This window comes from Pseudoalteromonas sp. SCQQ13 (assembly GCF_015864415.1).
In the GTDB taxonomy this organism is placed as follows: domain Bacteria; phylum Pseudomonadota; class Gammaproteobacteria; order Enterobacterales; family Alteromonadaceae; genus Pseudoalteromonas; species Pseudoalteromonas nigrifaciens.
The window spans coordinates 25,951-48,466 of sequence record NZ_JADYXG010000022.1 but is presented as its reverse complement, the minus strand read 5'-3'; the positions used below and the strand labels follow the sequence as shown (position 1 = coordinate 48,466).

The 22,516-nt window shown below is 39.7% G+C and carries 21 protein-coding genes; 14 read left to right on the top strand and 7 right to left on the bottom strand.

Translation table 11 applies throughout. The features are described from left to right. Positions 1–235: 235 nt before the first annotated feature. The gene (locus tag I6F41_RS15575; RefSeq protein ID WP_089368690.1) at positions 236–802 is read left to right on the top strand and encodes a Crp/Fnr family transcriptional regulator; all 567 of its coding nucleotides are present in this window, start codon (positions 236–238) and stop codon (positions 800–802) included. Between the two features lie 48 nt (positions 803–850). Beyond that, positions 851–1,348: a YgjV family protein gene (locus I6F41_RS15570; protein WP_011329050.1), complete on the top strand. Its 498-nt coding sequence runs from the start codon at positions 851–853 to the stop codon at positions 1,346–1,348. Between the two features lie 34 nt (positions 1,349–1,382). Here the strand turns inward: I6F41_RS15570 and I6F41_RS15565 are convergent, their stop codons facing one another. After that, complete coding sequence (locus tag I6F41_RS15565; protein WP_011329049.1) at positions 1,383–1,895, bottom strand: NUDIX hydrolase; 513 nt, start codon at positions 1,893–1,895, stop codon at positions 1,383–1,385. A gap of 229 nt (positions 1,896–2,124) precedes the next feature. Here I6F41_RS15565 and I6F41_RS15560 point away from each other — a divergent pair, with 229 nt between their 5' ends. Genes I6F41_RS15560 through I6F41_RS15535 form a run of 6 tightly spaced genes read left to right on the top strand, consistent with a single transcriptional unit; the run spans position 2,125 to position 8,278 of the window. Beyond that, positions 2,125–3,465, top strand: coding sequence for a sigma-54-dependent transcriptional regulator (locus tag I6F41_RS15560; protein ID WP_182684367.1), 1,341 nt, complete (start codon positions 2,125–2,127; stop codon positions 3,463–3,465). A 15-nt stretch (positions 3,466–3,480) separates the two neighbouring features. Continuing rightward, on the top strand, positions 3,481–3,687 hold the full coding sequence (locus tag I6F41_RS15555; RefSeq protein WP_182678284.1) for a histidine kinase: 207 nt from the start codon (positions 3,481–3,483) through the stop codon (positions 3,685–3,687). A gap of 26 nt (positions 3,688–3,713) precedes the next feature. Beyond that, on the top strand, positions 3,714–5,198 hold the full coding sequence (locus I6F41_RS15550; protein WP_179807509.1) for a sensor histidine kinase: 1,485 nt from the start codon (positions 3,714–3,716) through the stop codon (positions 5,196–5,198). Further along, positions 5,199–5,660, top strand: a complete 462-nt coding sequence (locus I6F41_RS15545) for a response regulator (RefSeq protein ID WP_011329045.1) — start codon at positions 5,199–5,201, stop codon at positions 5,658–5,660. 26 nt (positions 5,661–5,686) lie between these two features. After that, positions 5,687–7,642 (top strand): hybrid sensor histidine kinase/response regulator, encoded by a 1,956-nt coding sequence (locus tag I6F41_RS15540; protein ID WP_197108732.1) that lies wholly within the window; start codon positions 5,687–5,689, stop codon positions 7,640–7,642. A gap of 21 nt (positions 7,643–7,663) precedes the next feature. Beyond that, positions 7,664–8,278: a fumarylacetoacetate hydrolase family protein gene (locus tag I6F41_RS15535; RefSeq protein ID WP_197108730.1), complete on the top strand. Its 615-nt coding sequence runs from the start codon at positions 7,664–7,666 to the stop codon at positions 8,276–8,278. A 92-nt stretch (positions 8,279–8,370) separates the two neighbouring features. On the opposite strand, the gene I6F41_RS15530 is transcribed toward I6F41_RS15535, so the two are convergent. Together I6F41_RS15530 and I6F41_RS15525 are read right to left on the bottom strand one after the other, a co-directional pair. Beyond that, positions 8,371–9,423, bottom strand: coding sequence for an aldo/keto reductase (locus I6F41_RS15530; protein ID WP_179807512.1), 1,053 nt, complete (start codon positions 9,421–9,423; stop codon positions 8,371–8,373). Between the two features lie 21 nt (positions 9,424–9,444). Beyond that, complete coding sequence (locus tag I6F41_RS15525) at positions 9,445–9,873, bottom strand: acyl-CoA thioesterase (RefSeq protein ID WP_086993205.1); 429 nt, start codon at positions 9,871–9,873, stop codon at positions 9,445–9,447. A gap of 140 nt (positions 9,874–10,013) precedes the next feature. On the opposite strand from I6F41_RS15525, the gene I6F41_RS15520 reads away from it, so the two are divergent. From I6F41_RS15520 to I6F41_RS15510, 3 genes are all read left to right on the top strand, one after another. Beyond that, complete coding sequence (locus I6F41_RS15520; RefSeq protein WP_197108728.1) at positions 10,014–10,190, top strand: hypothetical protein; 177 nt, start codon at positions 10,014–10,016, stop codon at positions 10,188–10,190. Positions 10,191–10,263: 73 nt separating this feature from the next. Next, on the top strand, positions 10,264–11,319 hold the full coding sequence (gene dinB / locus I6F41_RS15515) for a DNA polymerase IV (protein WP_197108726.1): 1,056 nt from the start codon (positions 10,264–10,266) through the stop codon (positions 11,317–11,319). A gap of 122 nt (positions 11,320–11,441) precedes the next feature. Then, a complete protein-coding gene (locus I6F41_RS15510) occupies positions 11,442–12,977 on the top strand; it encodes a M17 family metallopeptidase (RefSeq protein WP_182684364.1) in 1,536 nt (511 codons plus the stop codon). A 52-nt stretch (positions 12,978–13,029) separates the two neighbouring features. Here the strand turns inward: I6F41_RS15510 and I6F41_RS15505 are convergent, their stop codons facing one another. Both I6F41_RS15505 and I6F41_RS15500 read right to left on the bottom strand, forming a co-directional pair. Beyond that, positions 13,030–14,667, bottom strand: a complete 1,638-nt coding sequence (locus I6F41_RS15505; RefSeq protein WP_197108722.1) for a methyl-accepting chemotaxis protein — start codon at positions 14,665–14,667, stop codon at positions 13,030–13,032. Between the two features lie 136 nt (positions 14,668–14,803). Then, on the bottom strand, positions 14,804–17,029 hold the full coding sequence (locus I6F41_RS15500) for a S9 family peptidase (RefSeq protein WP_089368684.1): 2,226 nt from the start codon (positions 17,027–17,029) through the stop codon (positions 14,804–14,806). Between the two features lie 111 nt (positions 17,030–17,140). On the opposite strand from I6F41_RS15500, the gene I6F41_RS15495 reads away from it, so the two are divergent. Both I6F41_RS15495 and I6F41_RS15490 read left to right on the top strand, forming a co-directional pair. Further along, positions 17,141–17,539, top strand: a complete 399-nt coding sequence (locus I6F41_RS15495) for an HIT domain-containing protein (RefSeq protein WP_197108736.1) — start codon at positions 17,141–17,143, stop codon at positions 17,537–17,539. A gap of 27 nt (positions 17,540–17,566) precedes the next feature. Next, a complete protein-coding gene (locus tag I6F41_RS15490) occupies positions 17,567–18,100 on the top strand; it encodes a fused DSP-PTPase phosphatase/NAD kinase-like protein (RefSeq protein ID WP_086993181.1) in 534 nt (177 codons plus the stop codon). 141 nt (positions 18,101–18,241) lie between these two features. Here I6F41_RS15490 and I6F41_RS15485 read toward each other — a convergent pair whose 3' ends face one another. Beyond that, the gene (locus I6F41_RS15485) at positions 18,242–19,936 is read right to left on the bottom strand and encodes a dipeptidyl-peptidase 3 family protein (RefSeq protein ID WP_011329033.1); all 1,695 of its coding nucleotides are present in this window, start codon (positions 19,934–19,936) and stop codon (positions 18,242–18,244) included. Positions 19,937–20,219: 283 nt separating this feature from the next. On the opposite strand from I6F41_RS15485, the gene I6F41_RS15480 reads away from it, so the two are divergent. After that, positions 20,220–21,059: an HDOD domain-containing protein gene (locus I6F41_RS15480; RefSeq protein ID WP_011329032.1), complete on the top strand. Its 840-nt coding sequence runs from the start codon at positions 20,220–20,222 to the stop codon at positions 21,057–21,059. A gap of 76 nt (positions 21,060–21,135) precedes the next feature. On the opposite strand, the gene rdgC is transcribed toward I6F41_RS15480, so the two are convergent. Further along, complete coding sequence (gene rdgC / locus I6F41_RS15475) at positions 21,136–22,047, bottom strand: recombination-associated protein RdgC (protein ID WP_011329031.1); 912 nt, start codon at positions 22,045–22,047, stop codon at positions 21,136–21,138. Between the last annotated feature and the right edge of the window lie 469 nt (positions 22,048–22,516).

The window sequence follows — 22,516 nt, the reverse complement described above, 5'->3', positions numbered from 1 at the left end:
AAAGGTAATGCCAGTTAAGGTTCTATTCGAGTTTATTTATAAGTTTATGTTATTAATAAATTTAATGTTTTTTATAATATGAATTTAATATTTTTATAGTTTATTTATCTGTTATATTTTGTAAACAATGCAAGTAGCTGCAAAATTTACAAGAAAATTAAAGTAATTTACGTGTTTTTAGGCTTAGCTTGCAAGTTAGAGCCAGTAAACCCTCATCAAAAAATGGTTAATATAAATGAATGAAATTTCAATCTTGCCGCTAGGCGATAGCTATCAAGAACTTGCTGCAAATTTAAAACTGCAACTTGCAGCGCAATACCCAATTAAGCATATAGCGCGCGATACCGTATTGTTACAACAAGGGCAAAAGCAGCGTTATGGCTATTTAATTCTTGATGGGGTGTTAGGTGCAATACATGATGATGCACAGGGCGGGCAAAGGTGTAAGGAGTTTTACTTTAAAGATGAGTTTGCGCTACTTTATGGAAACTGGCTAACGAATACCGAAGCGTTTTATCAACTAAAAGTAATTAATAGGGTAAGCGTTATTAGCGTCCCATTGAATGTATTTAATCAACCCGAATGGCAAATAATTAAGCAACAACTTATTGCGCAGCAGCTTATATTTAAAGAGGCCAAAGAAGCATTTTTATTGCTTAATACACCCGAGCAACGCTACCGTTATTTATTAGCCGAAAAGCCCCATTGGTTGGCGCAGCTAAGTTTAACTCAAGTGGCTATGTATATTGGTATTTCGGCAATTTCTTTATCAAGAATTCGTAAACGACTTAACTTAAGTTAAGAGTAATAACGCTAAAGCTAGTTAGACTTGCTGCTTTAAGGAGTCACTATGTTTTTAATTGCTCAGTCGTTAGTTGCTATAGCAACATTACTTGATCTTGCTTCGTTTCAGTTTAAGTCGCGTTCGTTAATTTTAACCTGCTTATTTATGTCGGTATTGCTGACTGCAGTGCACTTTTTTATGTTGGGGCACAATAGCGCAGGTTGCTTAATGTTAATTGCCGCCTTTAGGTATTTTTACTGCATTTATGCACGCAAAACGTGGGCAATGTATGCTTTTATGTTGCTGTGTTGCGTGGCTGTTTATTTTACTTGGCAAGATTGGTTTAGCGCACTGGCACTTATTGCGACGTTAATTCAAACGTTTGCATCGTTTCAAAAGCACGACTTACATATGCGTTTATGTATGGTTGTAGGTACTTTATTTTGGATAAGCCATAACGTTTTTGCAGGCTCTCCGGTCGCTATTGTTATGGAAAGCTTATTTTTAAGCAGTAATTTAGTTGGCTTGTATCGTTTTTATAGCACAAAAAAAATACCTTGTTGAGCTTTACTCAGGTGTAAGTAAAGCTAATTACAGGCTATAACTGTTTAGCTATTTCTTTGAGTAAATAGGTTTCGCGAATAATCGACAGCCCCTGCTTATCGCTGGTGGCAAGTGTTCGCTCGTTATGCTCAATTGCTTCATTTATATCTACCCACTTGGCAACCATACCATTTTGTTGCTCGTAGTGTTCAAGCTGCGTTTGGCCTAACTTTTGGTCAATATTACATACATAGCAATAAGACTTTATATGAATAATGTCAAAGTCGTCTTTGTACCAAGGGCGGTACTCTTCATATAGGCCGAACTCTTTTTTTATTACTATATTTTGTGCGCCGGTTTCCTCTTGTAGCTCACGTATTAACCCTTGCTCTATACTTTCGTGCTCATCAACACCGCCACCAGGTAAACTAAAGTCATCGTATCTCTTTGTATACATTAATAAAATATGCTGTTTATGCATGGCAATAGCGCGGGCGGTAATACGTGTAAATTGGCTGCCTTGTTCAATATTAATACTTGGGTGAATGAGGGTTTTTAATGGGCGCATTGGCTCTCCTGTAATAAAGTTAAATTATATCAGTTATTTATTTTAGGTTTTTATTAAATAGTATATAAAGTGAGTGTTTTTTAAGTTTAAGTACATCAAGTATGCTTACACTGTTCACTGATGAAAATGTAACTAAATAATATAAGCTCTGTAATTTAAGCGACAAATAGCGCGCCTTTCTTTTAGTGCTAAGGCCAAGTAGAATAATAAAAAAGCATAGGGATTAATCATGTTAAATATACTATTAGTGGACGATGACGTTGAGTTTAGTGACGTGGTTTGTCATATAGTCGAATTCCTCGGCCATAACATAAGTACAGCAACCAGTTTAAAAGAAGCCCATCAGTGGCTAGAAAACAATAGTTTTGATCATATACTGCTCGACTTTATGCTCCCCGACGGTAGCGGCTTACACCTACTTGATCATTTAAAAATGATAGGCCATTCACCTAAAATAACTCTAATATCTGGGCACCCTTCGGTAAAGGGGATTTTAGCCGACATGTGCGAACCTAATGTTGCGCATTTATTAAAGCCATTGCAGCGTGAAGATCTTGAAAGGGTGTTAAATGGCCCGAAAAAAATCATTAAAAAAACGAAATCATCAGCTATAACCCGCCACTTTGGTACGCTAATAGGCGAGTCTACAGCAATGCATAAGCTGTACACCATGATAGAGCGAGTGGCTAAAACCCACGCCAACGTAATGCTTATGGGCGAAAGTGGTGCGGGTAAAGAAGTGGTTGCTCAGGCCATTCATAATGCCAGCGAATGTGGAGGACCGCTGGTGGCAAGTAACTGTGGTGGTTTTTCAAAAGAGTTAATTAGTAGTGAGCTGTTTGGCCATGAAAAAGGCGCATTTACCGGTGCTATTGCACGTAAAGAAGGCGTGTTTGAACAAGCAAATGACGGCACGTTATTTTTAGACGAAGTAACCGAAATGCCAATTGGTATGCAACCTAACTTACTGCGCGTGCTAGAAACAAAAAAAGTAACACGTGTTGGCGGAAACCGCGAAATACCTACAAATTGCCGAGTTATTTCCGCCACTAACCGCTCGCTTACCGATTTAGCGCAAAATAATATTATTCGTGAAGATATTTACTTTAGATTGGCAGTGTTTCCTATTGATATACCGGCACTGCGCGATCGTAAAGAAGATATTCCACTATTAGCAAACGCCTTTTTAGAGCAATTAAATGATGAAAATGGCACCGCATTTAACTGGAATAACGACCAGTTAAAAGAGCTACAAAGCTATGACTGGCCTGGTAACGTGCGCGAACTGCGCCATGCCATACATCGTGCGTTTATTATGAGCGATCCACAAACCAGTGATATTACCTTACCCGATAATTTAGAGTCGCCATTTTCAAAAGTGAATAGCCAAACTAACGACAAGCAAGTGTCGGCAGGACAAACCATTGAGGAAGTAGAAAAAGAACTTATTCATGCCACGCTCGATAAAGTACAAGGTAATAAAACCTTGGCTGCACAAATGCTGGGTATTAGTACTAAAACACTTTATAACCGCCTAAATGCTTATGGTGGCATTGGCGAATATAAATAAAATTTGAGGAAAACAATGAGCAATGACAGTAAAAAACCTCTGAATGAGTTAGTACACGATGCTAGAGCACCACTTAATCGAATTTCGATGAATGCAGAGCTTATAAAACTGGTGCTAGAAAACGATATGCCAAAAGAGAAAGCACTCGATGCGCTAAATAAAATTATTGCTAACTGCCAACAGTGCAGCGAAAGCTTACAAACAATTACAGACTCGCAATAATTTATCTCTTTGAATTAGGATGCTAAATGAGTACGCAAAAAGAACCAAGTAAAGCTAATGTCATTTGGGCAACATTTATTGTTGTGGTGTTATCTATCATTATTGGTAACGCATTTTTGGCAGTAAATACCATACAAGGATTAAGCCAAACGCAAAATAGTTTAGACAATACCAGTATGCTCACTAGCGCTATCGAAAAGTTACATTTGTCAGTTGTGCAGGCCGAGTCGGGTCAGCGAGGTTATTTACTTACAGAAAAAAGTGATTATTTAGTTCCTTATTATGATGCACTTGAGCAGCTTGAGTCACAAACTGAGCATGTAAAATCATTAAGTTCAGAAATTAATGGCCAGGCAGAGCGTATTGCACTGTTATTGTCGTTAGTGGATCAAAAGGAAATTGAATTAAAAAAGACCGTTAACTTAGCGCAAAATAATAAAGAGCGCAGTGCGCTGTATTTAGTAAACACAGATAAAGGACGAGAGCTGTATAAAAAAATTCGCTTAGCGGTAAACGAAATTCAAGATCGAGAAATGCTGTTTAAAGTTAGCCATTTTTCTAAGTTAGCAAAAATAAAAAATGAAGCTAAAATTACCTTTGTTATTACCGCAGTCACTAGCGGTTTGCTAATTATAGGCATGTTTGTACTTACACGGTTAAATTTAAGAAATGCTGCGCAGTATCGTGCAGAGCTTGAAAAACAAAACGAAACGCTAGCTAACAAAGTGACAGAGCGAACTCAAGAGCTAACGCTTTATTCAGATGAGTTGAGCCGCAGTAACCGCGAGCTAGAAGAGTTTGCCTTTGTAGCAAGCCATGACTTGCAAGAGCCACTGCGTAAAATTCAAGCATTTAGTGATCGTCTCGAAACTATGTTTAAAGATGAGCTAGGTGAAAAAGGCATGGATTATATAGCGCGCATGAAAAATGCAGCGCAGCGCATGTCTAATTTAATTAATGATTTATTAGAGTTTTCGCGTATTACCACCCGTGGCAAAAACTTTGTTGATACCGATTTAAATAATGTATTAAATGATATTTTAAGTGATTTAGAAATTGCAATTAAAGAGTCTAATGCACAGGTTAATGTGGGCGATATGCCAATAATTCAGGCCGACCCAAGCCAGATGCAACAGTTATTTTTAAACTTAATTTCAAACGCAGTTAAATTTAGGCATCCAGAACAACAACCAGTTATTAATATTGAACACATAAAAACGAGTGAGTTTAGTGAAGGGCATAATACCGAAGTTTGTTGGCAAATAATTACCGTTAAAGACAACGGTATTGGTTTTTCGCCAGATTATGCAGATAAAATATTTGTTCCATTTCAGCGTTTACATGGTCGCTCGCAATATAAAGGCACCGGCATAGGTTTATCTGTTTGTCGGCGTATAGTAGAGCGCCATGGCGGTACTATAACAGCACAAAGTAACATGGGTGAGGGTGCAAGCTTCATAATAAAACTACCTGTGGAAAGCGAGCTTTTCACATTGCAAGGAGAGGCTTAAATGCCACTTACTAAAGTAAAACCAATCACTATTTTAATGGCTGATGATGATGAAGATGATCGTTTATTAACTCAAGATGCCCTCACCGAAAGCCGTGTACTTAACGAGTTACATTTTGTTGAAGATGGTGTGGAGCTATTAGAGTACTTGGAGCGAAAAGGTAAATTTGAGCAAAAAGATACATCACCCAGACCAGGTTTAATTTTATTAGACTTAAATATGCCACGTATGGATGGCCGCGAGGCATTGCAAGCTATTAAAGCAAACCCATGCTTAAAGGGTATACCTGTTGTTATTTTAACTACCTCAAAGCAAGAAGAAGATATGGTTAAAGGCTACGACTTAGGTGCTGCGTCGTATATAACTAAGCCAGTTACCTTTGATGGTTTAGTTGAACTAATGAAAGCACTCGGTAAGTACTGGGTTGAGTTTGTAGAGTTACCAAATACTTATAATGATTAAAAACAGCCACTAAAACGGGAGATTGCATGTCTATTAAGGCAACCAAGCTGCTACTTGTTGAAGATGATGAAGATGATTATATTCTTACTAGCGATTATCTTGAGCAGCTCAGTTCCCATACATTTGAGATTGAGTGGGTTAGCGACCCTAAACAAGCAGTTAAAGTACTTAGTGAGAATAAGCATGACATTTGTCTGCTAGATTATCGCTTAGGTGCCTCAGATGGCTTAAGTGTATTAAAACAAGCAATAAAAAACGGCTTTAGTGGCCCAATAATTATGTTAACAGGGCAATCTAATGAAGCGTTAGATTCGGCTGCACTTGATGCCGGCGCTGTAGACTATTTAGTTAAAAGTGAAATGACCACTAGCCGCTTTGCGCGCGCAATACGTTATGCTTTAGCCCGTCGCGATGTTGAAGATGAGCGACTTGAACGATTAAAAGCCGAAGCCGAAAACCGCTCAAAAGATCGCTTTTTAGCACACTTAAGCCACGAGCTACGTACGCCGCTGTCGTCGGTTTTAGGTTACACCGAACTATTAATGCAAAGCGACTTTAGTAAACAAGCCGAAAACGAGCTAGGTGTAATTTATCGCAATGGTAAACACTTATTAAGCTTACTTAATGACGTCCTCGATTTATCAAAAATAGCGGCCGATAAGCTTGAACTTAATTGCAGTGATGTAAATCTTGATAGCTTAATGGCTGACGTATTTACTTTAATGCGAGTGTCGGCGCTTGATAAGGGCTTGTCATTACGCTTTGAATCGCTGCAGCCCTTGCCTTTAATCGTTAATATTGACGCAACTCGCCTTCGACAAATACTTATAAACATTATCAACAATGCAATTAAATTTACCGAGCAAGGCGAAATAACTCTTTGTGCTTGGACTGAGTTTGTTAGCGACCGTGAAATGCTATTTTTTAGTATTGAAGACTCGGGCATGGGCATTGCCCCCGAAAAACAAGCGCTTATATTTAAACCGTTTGAACAAATAGCCGATGTTGAGTCGCGTGCAGTGGGCGGTGCAGGTTTAGGACTTGCTATTTGTACTGAGTTACTTAACAGAATGCAGGGCTCAATAGCCTTAGATTCAGCAATAGGCAAAGGCTCTAAATTTATTATTTCGCTCTATCCGGGCAATATTAAAAATGTAGAGCGTAGCTTATTAAGGCTTGACTTAACCCCTAATATGCAGCAAAAAAATGCACCATGTAAAGTTAATGGTAGGGTATTAGTGGTTGATGATTTACGTGATTTACGCGTTTTAGTTGGCCACATGATCACTTCTGCAGGAGCAAAAGTAGATTACGCTGAGCACGGTAAGCAAGCGCTTGAAAAAGTACGTAATGCCCAGCAACAAGGAATAGACTACGACGCTATTTTTATGGATATACATATGCCAATTATGGGCGGAAAAGAAGCCACCATAGAGCTTAGAAAAATTGGCTTTGAAGGCGCAATTATTGCCTTAACGGCAGCAACTATGAAAGGCATTCATAATGAGTTATCGGCATTAGGGTTTAATAATGTGATAGCAAAACCAGTCGATTCCAACTTACTGTATCAGTGCTTACAAGATACGCTTAGTAAAAATAATAAAACAGCAGATGTATTAATTCCCCCCGAAGTTACCCATAGTAATACCCGCTTTTTATTAGTAGAAGACGACGCCGATGCGGCGCAAATAACGCAACTTTTACTAGAAAGCTTAGGGGTTGAAACACAAATAGCAAGCAGTTATGAGCATTGTTTAGCCATACTTAAAGCAGACGCTAACTACGATAAAGTACTGCTAGATATGAACCTGCCCGACGGCAGTGGTTTAGATTTAGCAAACCATATAAAACAACATTATCCAAAATTAAAGCGCGTTATTGTTAGTGGTATGGAACCTGATCCAGTAAAAATTAAACAGCTTGAAATTGAGCAAGTGCTGCTTAAACCAATTAATTTAGCTTTGCTCGAAACACTTATTTAACCAACAATATAGAGTTGATTTATGCAGTTAGTAACATTGGGTTGTGAGCAAGTATTACCCTCAAAAGTGGTGTGTGTAGGGCGTAATTACACCGCACACATTGCAGAGTTAAATAATGAACTGCCAGAGCAAATGGTGTTATTTAATAAGCCTAATAGTGCAATTGGTACTAAGTTGCTAGCTAAGCATAATAAGGATGCTTTACATTACGAAACCGAGCTTTGCTTTGTGGTAAAAAATAGTCGTTTAGTTGGCGTTGGCTTGGGGCTTGATTTAACCAAACGCGAAGTGCAGGCTAAGTTAAAAAACAAAGGCTTGCCGTGGGAGCGAGCAAAAGCGTTTGACGGCTCTGTGCTATTAACGCCGTTTGTTGAGCTTAACGAAGAGATGCAACATTTTAGCTTTGAGCTCAAAATAAACGATCAACTAATACAACAAGGCAATAGCGATTTTATGTTACATAAACCAGCGCAAATTTTAGCTGAAATTAGTGACTTTATGTACTTAGAAGATGGCGACGTGATAATGACCGGCACACCTGCAGGGGTTGGTGAAGTAACGGCGGGCAGTATATTTAGTGTCACGCTGTACGCCAATGAGCAACGTATATTAGCGCATAAATGGCAGGCCGAGTAATAATGCAAAGTTAAAAGTGCATCTATGGAGTAGGTGCACTTAGCTTGCGGTTTTTACTTTTAACTTGGTCTTTTTAATTAATGCGCATTAGCTTAATAAGGCATAGGGTATTGTCTAAAAATACGATTAATAGCGCCGAGAATTTCATCGCTTAAAGTAAGGTTAAACGCGCCTATATTTTCTTTTAATTGCGCCATAGACGTGGCACCAATAATAGTAGAAGTTACGCCATCCACTTTATTACACCAAGCTAGGGCAAGTTCTGCTGGGGTTAAATTATGGGCGTGAGCAAGTTCTACGTATTGCTTTATTGCTTGTTGTGCGTTTGGCGTATCGCGGAAAATACCGTTACGTTGCATAAAGGTCCAACGCGTTCCTTCAGGGCGTGCGCCGTTTAAATATTTACCGGTTAATGAACCCGCAGCTAATGGTGACCAAGGTAAATAAGCAATATCTTCGTGTACACATTGTTCTATTAAGTAAGGCCAATCTTTGGCGTGTACTAGGCTAAATTCGTTTTGAATCGACACCATGCGCGGTAAATTATGCTCTTTAGCTAAGTTTAAAAACTGGTTAACACCCCAAGGTGTATCGTCTGAAAGGCCACAGTGTTTTATTTTTCCGGCTTTTACGCAGTCGTTTAAACCTTCTAATATATCGAGCATATCGGCAGTTTGTTGCTGCGTATCTACCTCGGTAAATTTAAGCATACCTGGCCATTGTTTGGCAAAATGTGGCGTGGCGCGGTTGGGCCAGTGTAGTTGGTATAAATCAATGTAATCGGTTTGCAAGCGTTTAAGCGAATCATCAACCGCGGCAATGACTGTTTGGCGGGTAATATTGCTACCTTCACGTATCCACTCTAAACCGTTTCCGGCAATTTTAGTGGCAAGTACTATGTCGCTACGTTTATCTTGATTGCGCGCTAACCAGTTGCCAATAATTTGCTCTGTTTTGCCGTAGGTGTCGGGAGATGGCGGCACAGCGTACATTTCGGCGGTATCAATAAAGTTAACACCTTGCTCAAGCGCATAAGCTATTTGCTGATCTGCATCGCTTTGCGTGTTTTGTAACCCCCACGTCATACTACCTAAGCAGACCCTTGAGACGTTTACACCACTGCTACCTAGTGGGTTGTATTGCATATAAGCTCCTTATTTACTGGCTTAGTTTTGGGTATATTGCTGTATAGCAGATAAAAGCGGCTCAGTGATTGGCGACTTTTTACCAGTTTGAAAGTCAAACATTACGACTTGCGAAGTGCCCGTAGTGGTAATGGCATTTTGCGCGTGGCTAAACACGTTGTAGTTCATCATAAAGCGATCTGTTTTAATATCGCTAATGGTGACACCTACAGTGAGAGTATCGGGAAAAGTAACCGGGCGTTTATAGCGAATGGTGTTTTCGCTGATCACAGGGCCAATACCTTTGCTGCTAATGGTTTCAAAAAGATTTATTTTATTTAAAAAATCGATGCGAGCTATTTCAAAATAGCGTAAATAAACGACATTATTTACGTGTTGCAGAGCATCCATATCTCCCCATGCCACTGTAATATCAGTATGAATAGGATGTTGATCTTTAAACGTTTGCATACATTTACGCCCTTTAATTTTAAAGTGTTTAGATTATCAATATGGGGTTATTACCTCAAGGTAATTAACCTAGGGTATTTTATGTTTGGTTTAATTAAATAAAAGGTTTATTGTTATATAACACAGCTAGGGAGATATGTATGAAAAGTGTCGTTAATTGGCTTTTAGTCTGTTTAGTTTTTATAGCTGCATTTATTTGCTACGCGATGGGTAATGCATCGGGTGTAATTGCTTTAACAGTTATGGGCTTTGCGTTGGAAACAGGGTTTTGGCTGTACTCTTTTAAAAAGCGTAAAAATAATAAACGCTGTTTTTAATAGGGTGCAAGCTTGCTAATTATAGGTGATTCTATAATAATGGCTGTATAAATAAACAGTTGTTATAGTGGTAATGAAAAAGTTTATTCATATAGATATGGACTGCTTTTATGCGGCGGTCGAAATGCGCGACAACCCTAAACTTGCCAATGTACCACTAGCAATTGGTGGTAATAGTCGCCGTGGCGTACTCTCTACTGCAAATTACATTGCTCGGGAATATGGCGTGCGCTCGGCTATGTCTAACTATCATGCTAAGCAGTTATGCCCCGACTTAGTTATAGTGCCTGGGCGTATGGCTGTTTATAAAGACGTGTCGACGCAAATACGTGCCGTGTTTAGTCGCTATACAGATTTAATTGAACCCCTCTCTCTTGACGAAGCCTATTTAGATGTAACCCATAGTGATCAGTGTAAAGGCAGCGCTACACTTATTGCGCAGCAAATTCGTGCTGATATTTATAATGCCACAGGGCTTACTGCCTCGGCTGGTATTGCGCCAATTAAATTTATTGCCAAAATAGCCAGTGACGAAAACAAACCCAATGGTCAGTTTGTAGTATTGCCCGATCAGGTTGATGCCTTTTTAGCACAGCTACCGCTGGGTAAAATTCCGGGGGTAGGTAAGGTCACGCTCGAAAAGCTTAACTTAAAAGGTTTGTATACAGGCCAAGATGTACGCAAAAAAGGCGTAAATTGGATGCAGCAACATGTAGGTAATTTTGGCGTGTCGTTATATCAAAAGTGCGCTGGTGAACACATAGGCCGGGTGTCTACTGAGCGCGTACGTAAATCGCTAAGCGTTGAGCATACTTATGAGTACAATAAAAATAGTTTACAAGAATGCCTAGAACAACTTCCTTCACTGCTTGAGGAGTTAACCACTCGACTAAACAAGCAGCAGCTGCAAAACCAGGTAAATAAACTTAGTGTTAAAGTGAAATTTGCTAATTTTGTAGTGACCTCAGCCGATCAGGCGCATCAGCAATTAAATAGCGATATTTTTAGCGAACTATTAGCTAAAGCGTATCAACGCGGCTTACAGCAACCAGTGCGTTTGTTAGGTATTGGGGTAGGAATAAAGAATCAGCCGCAACACAATTTGCAGCTGAGCATACTTGATATGTAAACCCTGTAGTGACAAGTTGCCAGCGCATGTTAACTTAAGCGGGGAGCTTATCGCAGCTTGCTGGTCTTCAATATTCAAATCAACGATAATAGAGGCTTATGTTTTTAACAGGACCTTTATTTATGGCATACCCTAAAGCAGTAGTGGCTCAGCCAGTGAGCGCTAGCCTTGAATGCAACGCGCATGACGCACTCATTATAATTAGTGATGACTTTTCTCAATTAGCTAACAATCCATTACGCGACGCTATTGCAGCGCAAGCAAAAGTAGATTCACGTATCGGTAAGCAAGTAACTTTATTAGTTATTAATAATAAACGTGTAGTACTGGCGCCTACTGGGCCATTAAATAGAGACTACGACGATGTACGCCGTTATTTTGATGCTGCAAAATTAGCAATAAATGAAGCTAAAGCATCGGGCAGTGTTAACCCTGCTATTTACTTGCCTAATATAAATGCCGACAGCCGTTATCAGCATGCGCTAGAAGTTGCTTACTTAGGAACTTGCCAAGCATTGTGGCAGCCATTAGAAGCGCGCGAATATCATGGCGAGGCTATTGAGCCAATTACGCAAATTGGTTTGGTTGATGCCACAGAGCAAACAATTAAAGCAGTGAATGCACTTGCAGCTGGACAATACGCAGCGCGTGATTTATGTGGCACTGAGCCTGAGCGCATGGCGCCGCCACGTTTTGCAGATTACTGTGTTGATCTATTTAAAGGCAGTAATGTTGTAGTTGATGTTATTGATGACCTTGCAGTTATAGATAAAAACTACCCTATGCTTAGCACAGTAGCTCGTGCATCGTACGCTGTTGAGCATCATCACCCGCGTGTAGTTAAATTAGAATATGTACCAGAGGGCGAGGTAACTCGTACACTCATGTTTGTAGGTAAAGGCTTAGTATACGATACCGGCGGCGCTGATTTAAAAGTGGGCGGCCATATGGCGGGCATGAGCCGCGATAAGGGCGGTGCAGCTTCTGTGGCCGGCTTTATGAAAGCAGTGGCCGACTACCAACCTAAGGGCGTTAAAGTAATTGCTTACTTAGCGGTAGTACGTAACTCAATTGGCTCTGATTGTTTTGTACCAGATGAAATTATTACTAGCCGTGAAGGTGTGCGAGTACGCATAGGTAATACAGATGCAGAAGGGCGCTTAGCTATGGGCGACCTGTTAAGTGAAATGAAAGATTTAGCTAAAAACCAAATTAACCCAACGCTATTTACAGTGGCCACTTTAACCGGCCATGCAGCCCGCGCTATGGGTCCTTATGGTGCTTACGTTGAAAATGGACCAGCACGTAGTGCTAATATTTCACGAAAGCTCGCTGATAACGGCGACTTATGGGCCGATGGCGCAGAAGTATCGCGTTCTCGTCGTGAGGATTATGACTTTATCAAGCCGCGTACTTTAGCAGACGATGTACTTTCTAGTAATAACGCAGCATCGGCTGTAACGGCACGAGGACATCAGTTCCCTATGGCGTTTTTAGCAATTGTTGGCGGCTTAGACAAGCATGGTAACGACTCAGCTCAGCCACTACCTTATGTACATATGGACATAGCAGGTAGCGCAGTAGAGGGCGGCGATTGGCAGCATGGCAAGCCAACGGCAGCCTCGGTAAGTAGTTTATTTGCTAGTTACTGTTTGTAATTACCATAAAGTAGTAATTAACAACGCCCTGTAAATACAGGGCTTTTAATTTTTAATCTAATTTAAAACGAGTTACTACACTTGAGAGTTGTGAGCTACTTTGTTTTAACTGCTCGCTGGCACCGGTTAATTGCTTGGTATTATCGAGTGACTCTTTAGTTGAATTAGCTAGGTCGTTAATACGCAAGTTCACTTCATCTGCAGCTAAAGTTTGCTGCTCAGTAGCACGCGCTATTTGACTGTTCATTTCGGTGATCACACTAACTAAGCGTTCAATTTCATTTAATGATGTGTTTGCTGATGATGCCTGCTCAACCGTTGATGCTGAAAGAGCTTGGCTCGACTTCACCGCCTCTACAGCTGCTTTTGCACCGTTTTGCAGCTTAGTGATCATAGCTTGAATTTCGTCGGTACTTTTACCAGTACGACTTGCTAAAGTACGCACTTCGTCTGCCACAACGGCAAACCCACGGCCGTGTTCACCTGCGCGAGCAGCCTCAATCGCAGCATTAAGGGCAAGTAAATTAGTTTGCTCTGAAATACTTCTAATTACTTCAAGTACCGATCCTATATTATTACTTTCGCTGGCTAAATCGGCGGTAACTCGGCTCACAGTTTCTATATTACTGGAGAGTGTTTCAATCGCTGTTATTGTATTGGCAACGACATTTTTACCTGATGATGCATTACTAGCTGCATCGTTTGCAGCTTGCTCGGCGGCTTCAGCATTGCGACTCACATCATGAATTTGATGGGTCATTTGCTCCATTGCTGCAGCTACCTGAGTGCTACTGTCGTTTTGTAATTCAATAAATGATTGGCTTGTTTTACTTGCTTCGTCAACGGTATGCGCATGTTGATTAACATCGTGTGCGCTTTGCGATACATGCGTCAACGATTCACGCATTTTCAATATAAATAAGTTAAACGAATGCGCTAGTTCAGAAATTTCATCATTTCCGGTTTCATCTAAGCTGCGGGTTAAATCGCCTTCGCCTTGGGAAATATCTTTCATCATGTCGGCAGCTAAGCGTGTTGGAGTAATAATACTTTTACCAATAAAGTAGCTTAATATAATCAGTGCAATAATCATTACCACGGCATTTATAATTATTAAATTACGTTGCTCAGCAAATGCACCATCAATACTGTCGAGGTACACGCCCGAACCTATAACCCATTGCCATTGGTTAAAGCCCTTCACAAACGCTATTTTATCAACTGGTTTGTCTTTACCTGGTTTAGGCCATTTATAAGGTACAAACCCTGAACCTGCTTGTTGAGTCACTTTTACCATTTCTACAAATAATGCTGTGCCATCGGGGTCTTTGTTATTAGTTAAATCTGTACCATTTAAGTCTGGCTTAAATGGATGCATTATCATTTTTGGGTGGTAGTCATTTATCCAAAAATAGTTGGTATTATCGTACCTAAGGGCACTAATTGTAGCTAAAGCTTGCGACTGCGCTTGTTGTTGGGTGAGGGTATTACTTTGCTCAAGATTATAAAAGTGATCAATAACGCTATAGGCGGTTTCTACTAGGTTTTGAGTTTTAAGATATTGCTCATTTTTAAGCGCTTGATACTGATTACTTAAGCTCGAAATACTTAATATAACCAGTCCCAATACAACGATACCAACTAACAGTGCAAAACGCTGAAAAATAGTAAAACGACGAAGGTTGAGCATATGTTTATTCCTTAATGGGTACAGCACTGCTGTGCTTTTATTAAGTTTATTTATATAACTAAACTTAGCACTTATTAAGGCAAAAAAAAGGCTGATTTATAATCAGCCTTTAGTCTATTTATTCAACATTTAGTTGTTATTTAACATCAAAATGACGATTAAAGAAGTTAGTAATGGTTTGGTGTAGGTGCGTTTGCACTGTTTTACCGCGTAGGCTGTGTTTAGAACCTGGGTAGGTCATCATTTCAAACGGTTTATTGGTATCTTGTAATTGTTTAAATAGTTTAGTGGCGTGAGTAAACAATACATTGTCGTCGGCCATGCCGTGGTAAATCATTAATGGACCTTTTAAGCCGTCAATATACGGAAATACCGCACTGTTTTCATAGCCTTTAGCATTAGTGGCCGGGTGGCCTAAATAACGCTCAGTATAATGAGTGTCGTAAAGTGCCCAGTCGGTTACTGGCGCGCCAGAAACACCGGCGTTAAAGTAATCGCCAGCTTTAAACATGGTCATTAGTGCCATGTAACCGCCATAACTGTGGCCGTAAATACCAATACGTTGTGGGTCTACATAATCAAGCGTACGTAAAAATTCCACGCCTTTAATTTGATCAGCAACTTCTACTTCACCTAAATTTTTATAAATAGCATCTTCAAACTTTTTGCCACGGTTGTATGAGCCGCGGTTATCAAGTTGAAAAATCACATAGCCTTGTTGCGCCATATATTGAAAATATAGGTTTTTACTACGCCAGCTATTAGTTACTCGCTGTGCATGTGGGCCACCGTATACGTTCACAATAACAGGGTGTTTTTTAGCGTCACTTATATTGCTTGGTTTAAATAACCTATAATGCATTACTTGGCCGTCTTCGGCTTTAAGTGTGCCGTATTCAGGCGTCGCTAAATCACTTAGGTAAGGCGTAAGCGGGTGCGTGTTATCTAGCTTGTTTTCTTCAAGCCAAGTAATAAACTCGCCATTTATTTTACGCAGAGCTGCAGCGTTTGGCTGATTAACCGCCGAGCTATTATCAATAAAGGTTTTGTTGTCTTTGGCAAGTACTACATCGTGATATTGGCCTTGCTCGGTAATGCGTTTAATATCGCCTTTTTTAAATAACGAGGCACTGTATAAGTGGCTTTCGAGTGGGGTGTCTTTTCTGCCTGAAAAGTAAACGAGGCCTTTTTTCTCATCTATGCCTTTTAAGCTATCGACCGCCCATTCGCCGTTAGTAATTTGACGTACTAATTGGCCATTGGTGCGATAAAGGTATAAATGTTTAAAACCATCACGCTCAGACGCCCACACAAAATGCTTTTTGTCTTTTAAAAACTCAAGGTCAAAGTGTAAGTTTATCCAGGTATCGCTACTTTCGGTGAGCGCTACTTTTTGGCTTTTAGTTTTGCTGTTATAAAAGCGCAGCTCTAACGTTTGCTGTGAGCGGTTTTGCCATTGATACGAGAGCGTATTACTATCTTTTAACCATTTTGCTCGGGCAAGGTAAATATCTTCATCTTTGCCTAAATCAACCCAATCCACTTGCTGATTGTTTAAGGTAACTACGCCAAGCTGTATTTTAACGTTATTAGTGCCAGTAAATGGGTAACGTTGATTGAATAGTTTTACTTCGTCGGCGTAAATTTCGTTGCGTAGCGCTTCTTTTACTGGGCTTTCATCAACGCGAGTAAAGGCAATTTTAGACTCGTCGTCGGCCCACCAATAGCCGGTCATACGGCTCATTTCTTCTTGTGCAACAAATTCGGCCATGCCATTTTTAATGATGCCGCCGCCATCGTTACTTAGTTGAATTTCTTTACCAGAATCGAGCGCTAAAGCGTACAGGTTTTGCTCGCGAATAAAAGATACAAAATTACCTTTTGGCGAAAAGCGAGCATCGGTTTCAAATGCCTCGGTATTGGTGAGTTTTTTACTTTTATTTGCTGCTAGTTCGTAGTAATACAAATCGCCGTTAAGTGGGAACAATAACGCTTTACCATCTTTAGACCACTTATATTCAAGAATACCTTGGCCAAAAATACGCTGGCGCTCGCGGCGTGCTTTCTCTTCGTCAGAGAGGTTCTCTGGGCCCGAGAATAACTTAGCCGAATCGACCAGCATACGGTTGGTGTTATCTTTTAAGTTATATTCCCATAAGTCGTAGCGGTTATAGTCGTCACTTTTGCCTTGTAAATAAGTAACGCGATTGCCATCGGGCGAAAACTTTAATTGCACAGGAGATTTACCCGATAAACTCGGGTCGTCAAAAATACGCTCTAGCGAGAGTGGTTTTGCTTGTACGCTAACAGCACTTGCTAGCAGAGGGATGGCCAGTGAAAGGTGTTTTATTTTTTTTAGCACAGGGTTGCCTTCGCTTTAATAAATATTGCTTAGAATGGTAAAGCCAAGCGTGTGCAACTGCAACTAAATGCTATAAAGTGGTAATTATTAAAGACAAAGTAGGACACTATGATGACCCACCCCACATTTGAACTAGCCCCAGAGCTTAAGCGCGATTGTATAGAGCTTGCCGATTGGCCGCTGTGTAAAGTATTACTATTGAACGATAGCCAATACCCCTGGTTTATTTTGGTGCCAAAAAAATCCGGTTTAAAAGAGATAATTGACTTAAGCGAGGATGAGCAAGTTACTTATTTGCGCGAGTCGGCAAAATTGAGTCATTTATTAATGCGGGTATTTAATCCCGATAAATTAAACGTGGCGGCGCTTGGTAATATGGTGCCGCAATTACATATTCATCATATTGCGCGCTTTACTAGCGATGCCGCTTGGCCTGCGCCAGTATGGGGTAAACACCCGGCAGTGCCATATGAAGACGAGAAAATAGCAAAAATAAAAGCCCACTTTTAATTCTAAAACCTTATAGAGAGAGCCAAGATGAGACATATTAAGTTGTTTGCCAATGCATTATTTATCACTGCGCTATTAACTACAGGCGCAGCGTTTGCAACAGAGCAGTCTATTAATATTACAGCAGTTAAAACTAGCGATGTGCGTAATTTAGTTATTCACGAAAATCAAACGTTGTCTGCGGCACAACCAACGAGCGAGCAGCTTAAACAACTCGCTAATGCTGGAGTAAAGCACGTAATTAATTTACGTGGCGAAAACGAGCAAGACTGGGATGAAGCCCAGTTGGTGGCTTCGTTAGGGATGCAGTATCACGCATTGCCAATTGCTGGCGCGCAAGATGTTAGCGTTGAAAACGCACAAAAGCTGGCTAAAATAATGGCAGAACTAAACGGCGAACCTGTGCTGTTACATTGTGCTAGTAGCAATAGAGTAGGGGCTTTAATGGCTATTTCTGCTCATGCAGAGGGGCTTGATATTGAATCGGCCCTAGCAAAGGGAAAGCATTGGGGAATGAGTAGTTTAGAGCCTGTAGTGCGCAGCGTTATTACTGCTAAGTAATTATTACTAAATAATTAGCGTTTAGCTTAAATAACGACACCGAGCACTTTTAACTCAATAAAAAAGCGTTACAGTTTTGAGCTGTAACGCTTTTTTAGTTTTTATTTACTAGGCTATTTTAGGTAGTAAACAGGCTATAAACTATTTAAGGCCCAACACTGCTTTGCCTTGTTTAAAAGTAACATCAACCGGAATATTAGCTTGGCTTAGCTTTTCTAAATCCTCTGCTAGCTCTGCTTTAATATTACCGTGCGTAGCAATAAGCTGATCTACTTTTTGATAATCGCCATCACCTTGAATGGTTAAAATTAAGCGCGATAATTTAGCCATAGCATGGCTCATTTTTTCCATATTTACACGGTATAAACCAGCTTCATTTTTAGAAAAAGCACCTTCTTGAGCAAAAAAGTTAAAGCGGATCATATTCGCTTTACCATGAGCACTAGATGCACCAAAACGTACTGAGCGGAATATACCAGCCATAAAGGTGGTGTAGTAATCCTCTAGTGTACCTTCAGTAATTTCGCCTTTTTTAAGTAGTTGCTCAATCATGTATAAACCTAAAATATCGGCTTTACCTTCCTCTAGCGCACTGGCGTGTTCTTGTAATGATTGGCGCACAGTTCCCTTACCAGTAAGGGTATTTTTAATGCCTAAGCCATGGGCTACTTCATGGAACATAGTATTAGCAAAAAAAGCATCAAAGGTAATATGCTTACGTTGCTCAGGCACAATAAGCTGTTCTGCAATTGGTACTAAAATTTTGTCAAACTTAGCGCGCATGGCATTTTTAAGTTGTAAACGGCGCGTGCCTTTTTCAAGCTGTACTTGCTCGTCGTTTGGTAAGTTTATTGCAATGGTTTTACTGCCCGCATTTGAGTGCCCTGCATAGTAAACAACGTCGTAGGCATTTAGGTCGGCGTCTGATCCCGGAACTTCCTGTTTGTATTTATCATCAACCGGTAAGCCTTTTTGTAGCTCAGGTAAAAAGGCAGCAAATTTAGCCAGGCGTTCGCTCCATGCTAAATCTTTAATTAATACATAAGACTCATAAGCAGCACGGTAACCAAACAATTGGTCTTCATAAGTTTCAATTGGACCAATAACCACATCTACTGGGTTATTTTTCATATCCATCCACGCAAAATCAGACGCTTGAAAGTCATCGTTTAGTAGCGCGTCTGCACGAAGGTTTAAGTAGTTAGCAAACTCTTTATCGTCTGCTAGTTTACTTGCTTCACGTAGCAAGTTAGCAGCCTCTAAAAGCTCGGTTGCGTACTCTTTAGAGTATGGCACGCTGTAAAGGTTACCTTGCTCATCACGTTTAATAATAGAGTAAAGCCCATTTTTATCTGCAAGATCAGCTTTATTTAACTCTTCTTTAGTTATATCTGCAGGGTAAAACTGTGCACCAGTTGCTTTTTCTTTATAGCTTGATAAAAACACTTTATCGCCGTTTAAACGATCCCATGGACCGTAGTTTATGTCGGCAAATTTACGCACTTTGTCATCAGCTAGTTTAGCTAAAAATGACTCTTTATTTTCACCAAACGCTTGCTGCCAAAATAAATCATCCATAATTATTGAAGCATCTATAAGCTTTGCCACCATAGCTTTTTGGTTATCACTTAAATGTGATAAATCAGTTTGTAAGCTAAAGTCAGTGTAAATGTCTAAACGTTGTTTATCGGTATTTATAAGTGTTGGACCTACTGGCTTTACTTGCTCTGTTTTAACAGCCGTTTTATTACTAGAAGAAGGGGCTTGCTCTGAACAAGCACTAAGAAAAACGATGCCGGAGAGCATAATTGCTTGGCTAATTTTATTTAAATTCATTATTTTGCCTATTTAAAAGTAAGATTTATTATTTGTATGCAGTTCGCTAAGGCGCTTACTATCTTAAAAATACTGCCTTATAGTGACTGCATTAAAGCAAAACACCGTGGTAAATAGCAAGTTTTAGGCGTTAGAGGTGTAATTAACTGATGTTAAATAGTAAATAAAAAATAAATTTATGTAGTTTTGTTAGCTTTAACTATAAGTTAAGTAATACTAAAGCATATAATAACAACAATATAAGGCTTGTTTTAGCTTATAAATAACTAATCATAGGGATGTTATGTCTACTGAAAATGCATTGTTAACAATTTTGATTGATAGAATAAATAACGACACTTTGGTGCTGCCTACTTTACCTGAAGTAGCAATTAAAGTGCGCCAAGCTGCTGATAATAATGACGTAAACTTGATGCAAATGGCCGATGTGATTGCACATGATCCAGCACTAACAGCCCGTATGATTAAAGTAGCTAACAGTGCAATTATGGGGCGCTCAGTTAAGGTATCTAACTTACATCAAGCAGTTACTCGCATAGGCTTACGACAAATTAAAAATATTGCAACGGCTATGGCAATGGAGCAATTGTTTGTATCTAACAACGAGCTAATTAAAGGTTACATGGGCAAAGCGTGGCAAAAAACGTTAATAGTAGCGAGTCACTCAATTGCATTAATGGAATTTTACTTAAAGAATAATAAGCAAAACTCTTTAAATAGAGATTCGATTACCTTGGCATCATTAATTTATAATATTGGTGTATTACCCATTTTAACCGAAGCCGAACGCCATCCTGAGGTATTTGCTAATCCTAGCTTTTTAGCCCATGCAATTCAAAAGCTCAGTGGTAAAATTGGTGGCTCTATAATGAAAGCGTGGGAGTTTCCTGATGAATTTGTTGATGTGGCGCAAAACTGGGCTGATGCCAGTCATCGCCCTGAGCAGGTAAGCTATATTGATTTTATTAGGATTGGTGCAATTTTAGAGGGCACGCTACAAGTGTCAGATAAGTCGGCCGCGCTACAGGTTTATATTAACAAAGGAATTATTCCTTCTATGCAGCTTTTCACCAGCGATGAGTATCACGCTATGGTTGACGATATAAAAGAGATGTTTTGCTAATAGTAATTAAGTAGTGAGTGTAAAAAAGCACGATTAAATCGTGCTTTTTTTGGCTTAACTTAGCAAGGGTTAGCGCTTAAGCTAAGTCGTCTATATCGCCTAAGCCTTGAGTTAGCTCTTCAAGTAGCTGTTTAATTTCTTCTGAAGCTAAAATAAAGTCAGCATCGAGTTTTACTGCCATGTCTTCTTTTGGAATATCAGCATTTTCTTCTTTTAAGGTATCGCTGTAGCTTAAACGCTTAATAGAGCCGTCGTTTTGCAGCATAAACTTAACGCGTTCTTGCCAATCAAGTGCAAGCTTAGTAACACGTTTGCCTGTTTCAAGGTGCGATTTAACTTCGTCGCACGATAGGTCGTGGCCTTTAAGCTTAACTTGCGCGCCACTATCGTCTGCTTCTTCTAGCTCTGCATCTGAGCCAATTGCAAAGCCTTCAGGCGTGCTGAAGTTAGTTAACCAGTCGGTTAAAAATACATCTAGGTCGTAATTGGCAAATGCAGGTACTACAGGCAGTGTGCCTAATGATTTACGCAAAAGTGCGAGTAACTCTTCGGCTTTGTTAAAACTGCCGCTATTAACCACAACCCAGCCGTTTTCTTGGTCAATAAATGCAAACTGTAAGCTCGACTTTTTAAATGCTTGTGGTAGCAGTGTATGTAAAATGTTTTCTTTTAATTCGTCTTTTTCTTTCTTTTTAACTGGGCGATTTTCTTCAGCTTCAATTAAGTCGACTTTTTCTGCAACTAGCTCATTTATAACCGATGCAGGTAATACTTTTTCTTCGCGCTTAGCGCAAACTAAAATACTTTTTTGTGAAAAATGCGATAAAGTTTCGCCGTGTTTCCCAAACGCTTTTGTCCAGCCAAATGTAGCCAGCTCTTGGCCCGTACATGGACGAAATAAGTCTTGCTCTAATGCTTTGTCAAAATCTTCTTGTGTATACGAAACATCTTGTTTAAAGCGATAACATATAAGGTTACTAAACCACATAGGAATACAGATCCATTTGAAAAATTTGCACAATCATAGCAATAAAATCAGTATCTCGAAATGGCTGATTTTATTGTGGCATATTTAAAAAATAGCAAGTTGTTTTAAGGAGCGCAGTCATAATTGAGTATGTGTAATCTTGCTTGCTGTCGCTGCGCACTTGTTGCGCAATAAGTTGCTACACTTTTATACAGGCCGTTTAAAACTAAGCGCATATGTATTTAGCGCTTAGCTTTTTGCATTACACTATAGTTTAATGCTGGGTTTGATAATGCGCAGGCTAGGCCAAATATAAATAACTCTTGGTTGAATAAATTTCAATTTTGAAAAATTAACACGCCCTAGTGTATTTTACATTAATTCAGTTATAGTGAAGCTCGATATTTTTGAAGTTTTTTGGCTTTAAGTTTGGCTGAACGAGAGGTTGTTTTTATGCTGGCTTTAATGCATCGCCTTAGTAACTGGTTTT

Coding starts and splice junctions, on each gene's coding strand:
- I6F41_RS15575 (WP_089368690.1), top strand. CDS start 236: ATGAATGAAATTTCAATCTTGCCGCTAGGCGATAGCTATCAAGAACTT.
- I6F41_RS15570 (WP_011329050.1), top strand. CDS start 851: ATGTTTTTAATTGCTCAGTCGTTAGTTGCTATAGCAACATTACTTGAT.
- I6F41_RS15565 (WP_011329049.1), bottom strand. CDS start 1,895: ATGCGCCCATTAAAAACCCTCATTCACCCAAGTATTAATATTGAACAA.
- I6F41_RS15560 (WP_182684367.1), top strand. CDS start 2,125: ATGTTAAATATACTATTAGTGGACGATGACGTTGAGTTTAGTGACGTG.
- I6F41_RS15555 (WP_182678284.1), top strand. CDS start 3,481: ATGAGCAATGACAGTAAAAAACCTCTGAATGAGTTAGTACACGATGCT.
- I6F41_RS15550 (WP_179807509.1), top strand. CDS start 3,714: ATGAGTACGCAAAAAGAACCAAGTAAAGCTAATGTCATTTGGGCAACA.
- I6F41_RS15545 (WP_011329045.1), top strand. CDS start 5,199: ATGCCACTTACTAAAGTAAAACCAATCACTATTTTAATGGCTGATGAT.
- I6F41_RS15540 (WP_197108732.1), top strand. CDS start 5,687: ATGTCTATTAAGGCAACCAAGCTGCTACTTGTTGAAGATGATGAAGAT.
- I6F41_RS15535 (WP_197108730.1), top strand. CDS start 7,664: ATGCAGTTAGTAACATTGGGTTGTGAGCAAGTATTACCCTCAAAAGTG.
- I6F41_RS15530 (WP_179807512.1), bottom strand. CDS start 9,423: ATGCAATACAACCCACTAGGTAGCAGTGGTGTAAACGTCTCAAGGGTC.
- I6F41_RS15525 (WP_086993205.1), bottom strand. CDS start 9,873: ATGCAAACGTTTAAAGATCAACATCCTATTCATACTGATATTACAGTG.
- I6F41_RS15520 (WP_197108728.1), top strand. CDS start 10,014: ATGAAAAGTGTCGTTAATTGGCTTTTAGTCTGTTTAGTTTTTATAGCT.
- dinB (WP_197108726.1), top strand. CDS start 10,264: ATGAAAAAGTTTATTCATATAGATATGGACTGCTTTTATGCGGCGGTC.
- I6F41_RS15510 (WP_182684364.1), top strand. CDS start 11,442: ATGGCATACCCTAAAGCAGTAGTGGCTCAGCCAGTGAGCGCTAGCCTT.
- I6F41_RS15505 (WP_197108722.1), bottom strand. CDS start 14,667: ATGCTCAACCTTCGTCGTTTTACTATTTTTCAGCGTTTTGCACTGTTA.
- I6F41_RS15495 (WP_197108736.1), top strand. CDS start 17,141: ATGACCCACCCCACATTTGAACTAGCCCCAGAGCTTAAGCGCGATTGT.
- I6F41_RS15490 (WP_086993181.1), top strand. CDS start 17,567: ATGAGACATATTAAGTTGTTTGCCAATGCATTATTTATCACTGCGCTA.
- I6F41_RS15485 (WP_011329033.1), bottom strand. CDS start 19,936: ATGAATTTAAATAAAATTAGCCAAGCAATTATGCTCTCCGGCATCGTT.
- I6F41_RS15480 (WP_011329032.1), top strand. CDS start 20,220: ATGTCTACTGAAAATGCATTGTTAACAATTTTGATTGATAGAATAAAT.
- rdgC (WP_011329031.1), bottom strand. CDS start 22,047: ATGTGGTTTAGTAACCTTATATGTTATCGCTTTAAACAAGATGTTTCG.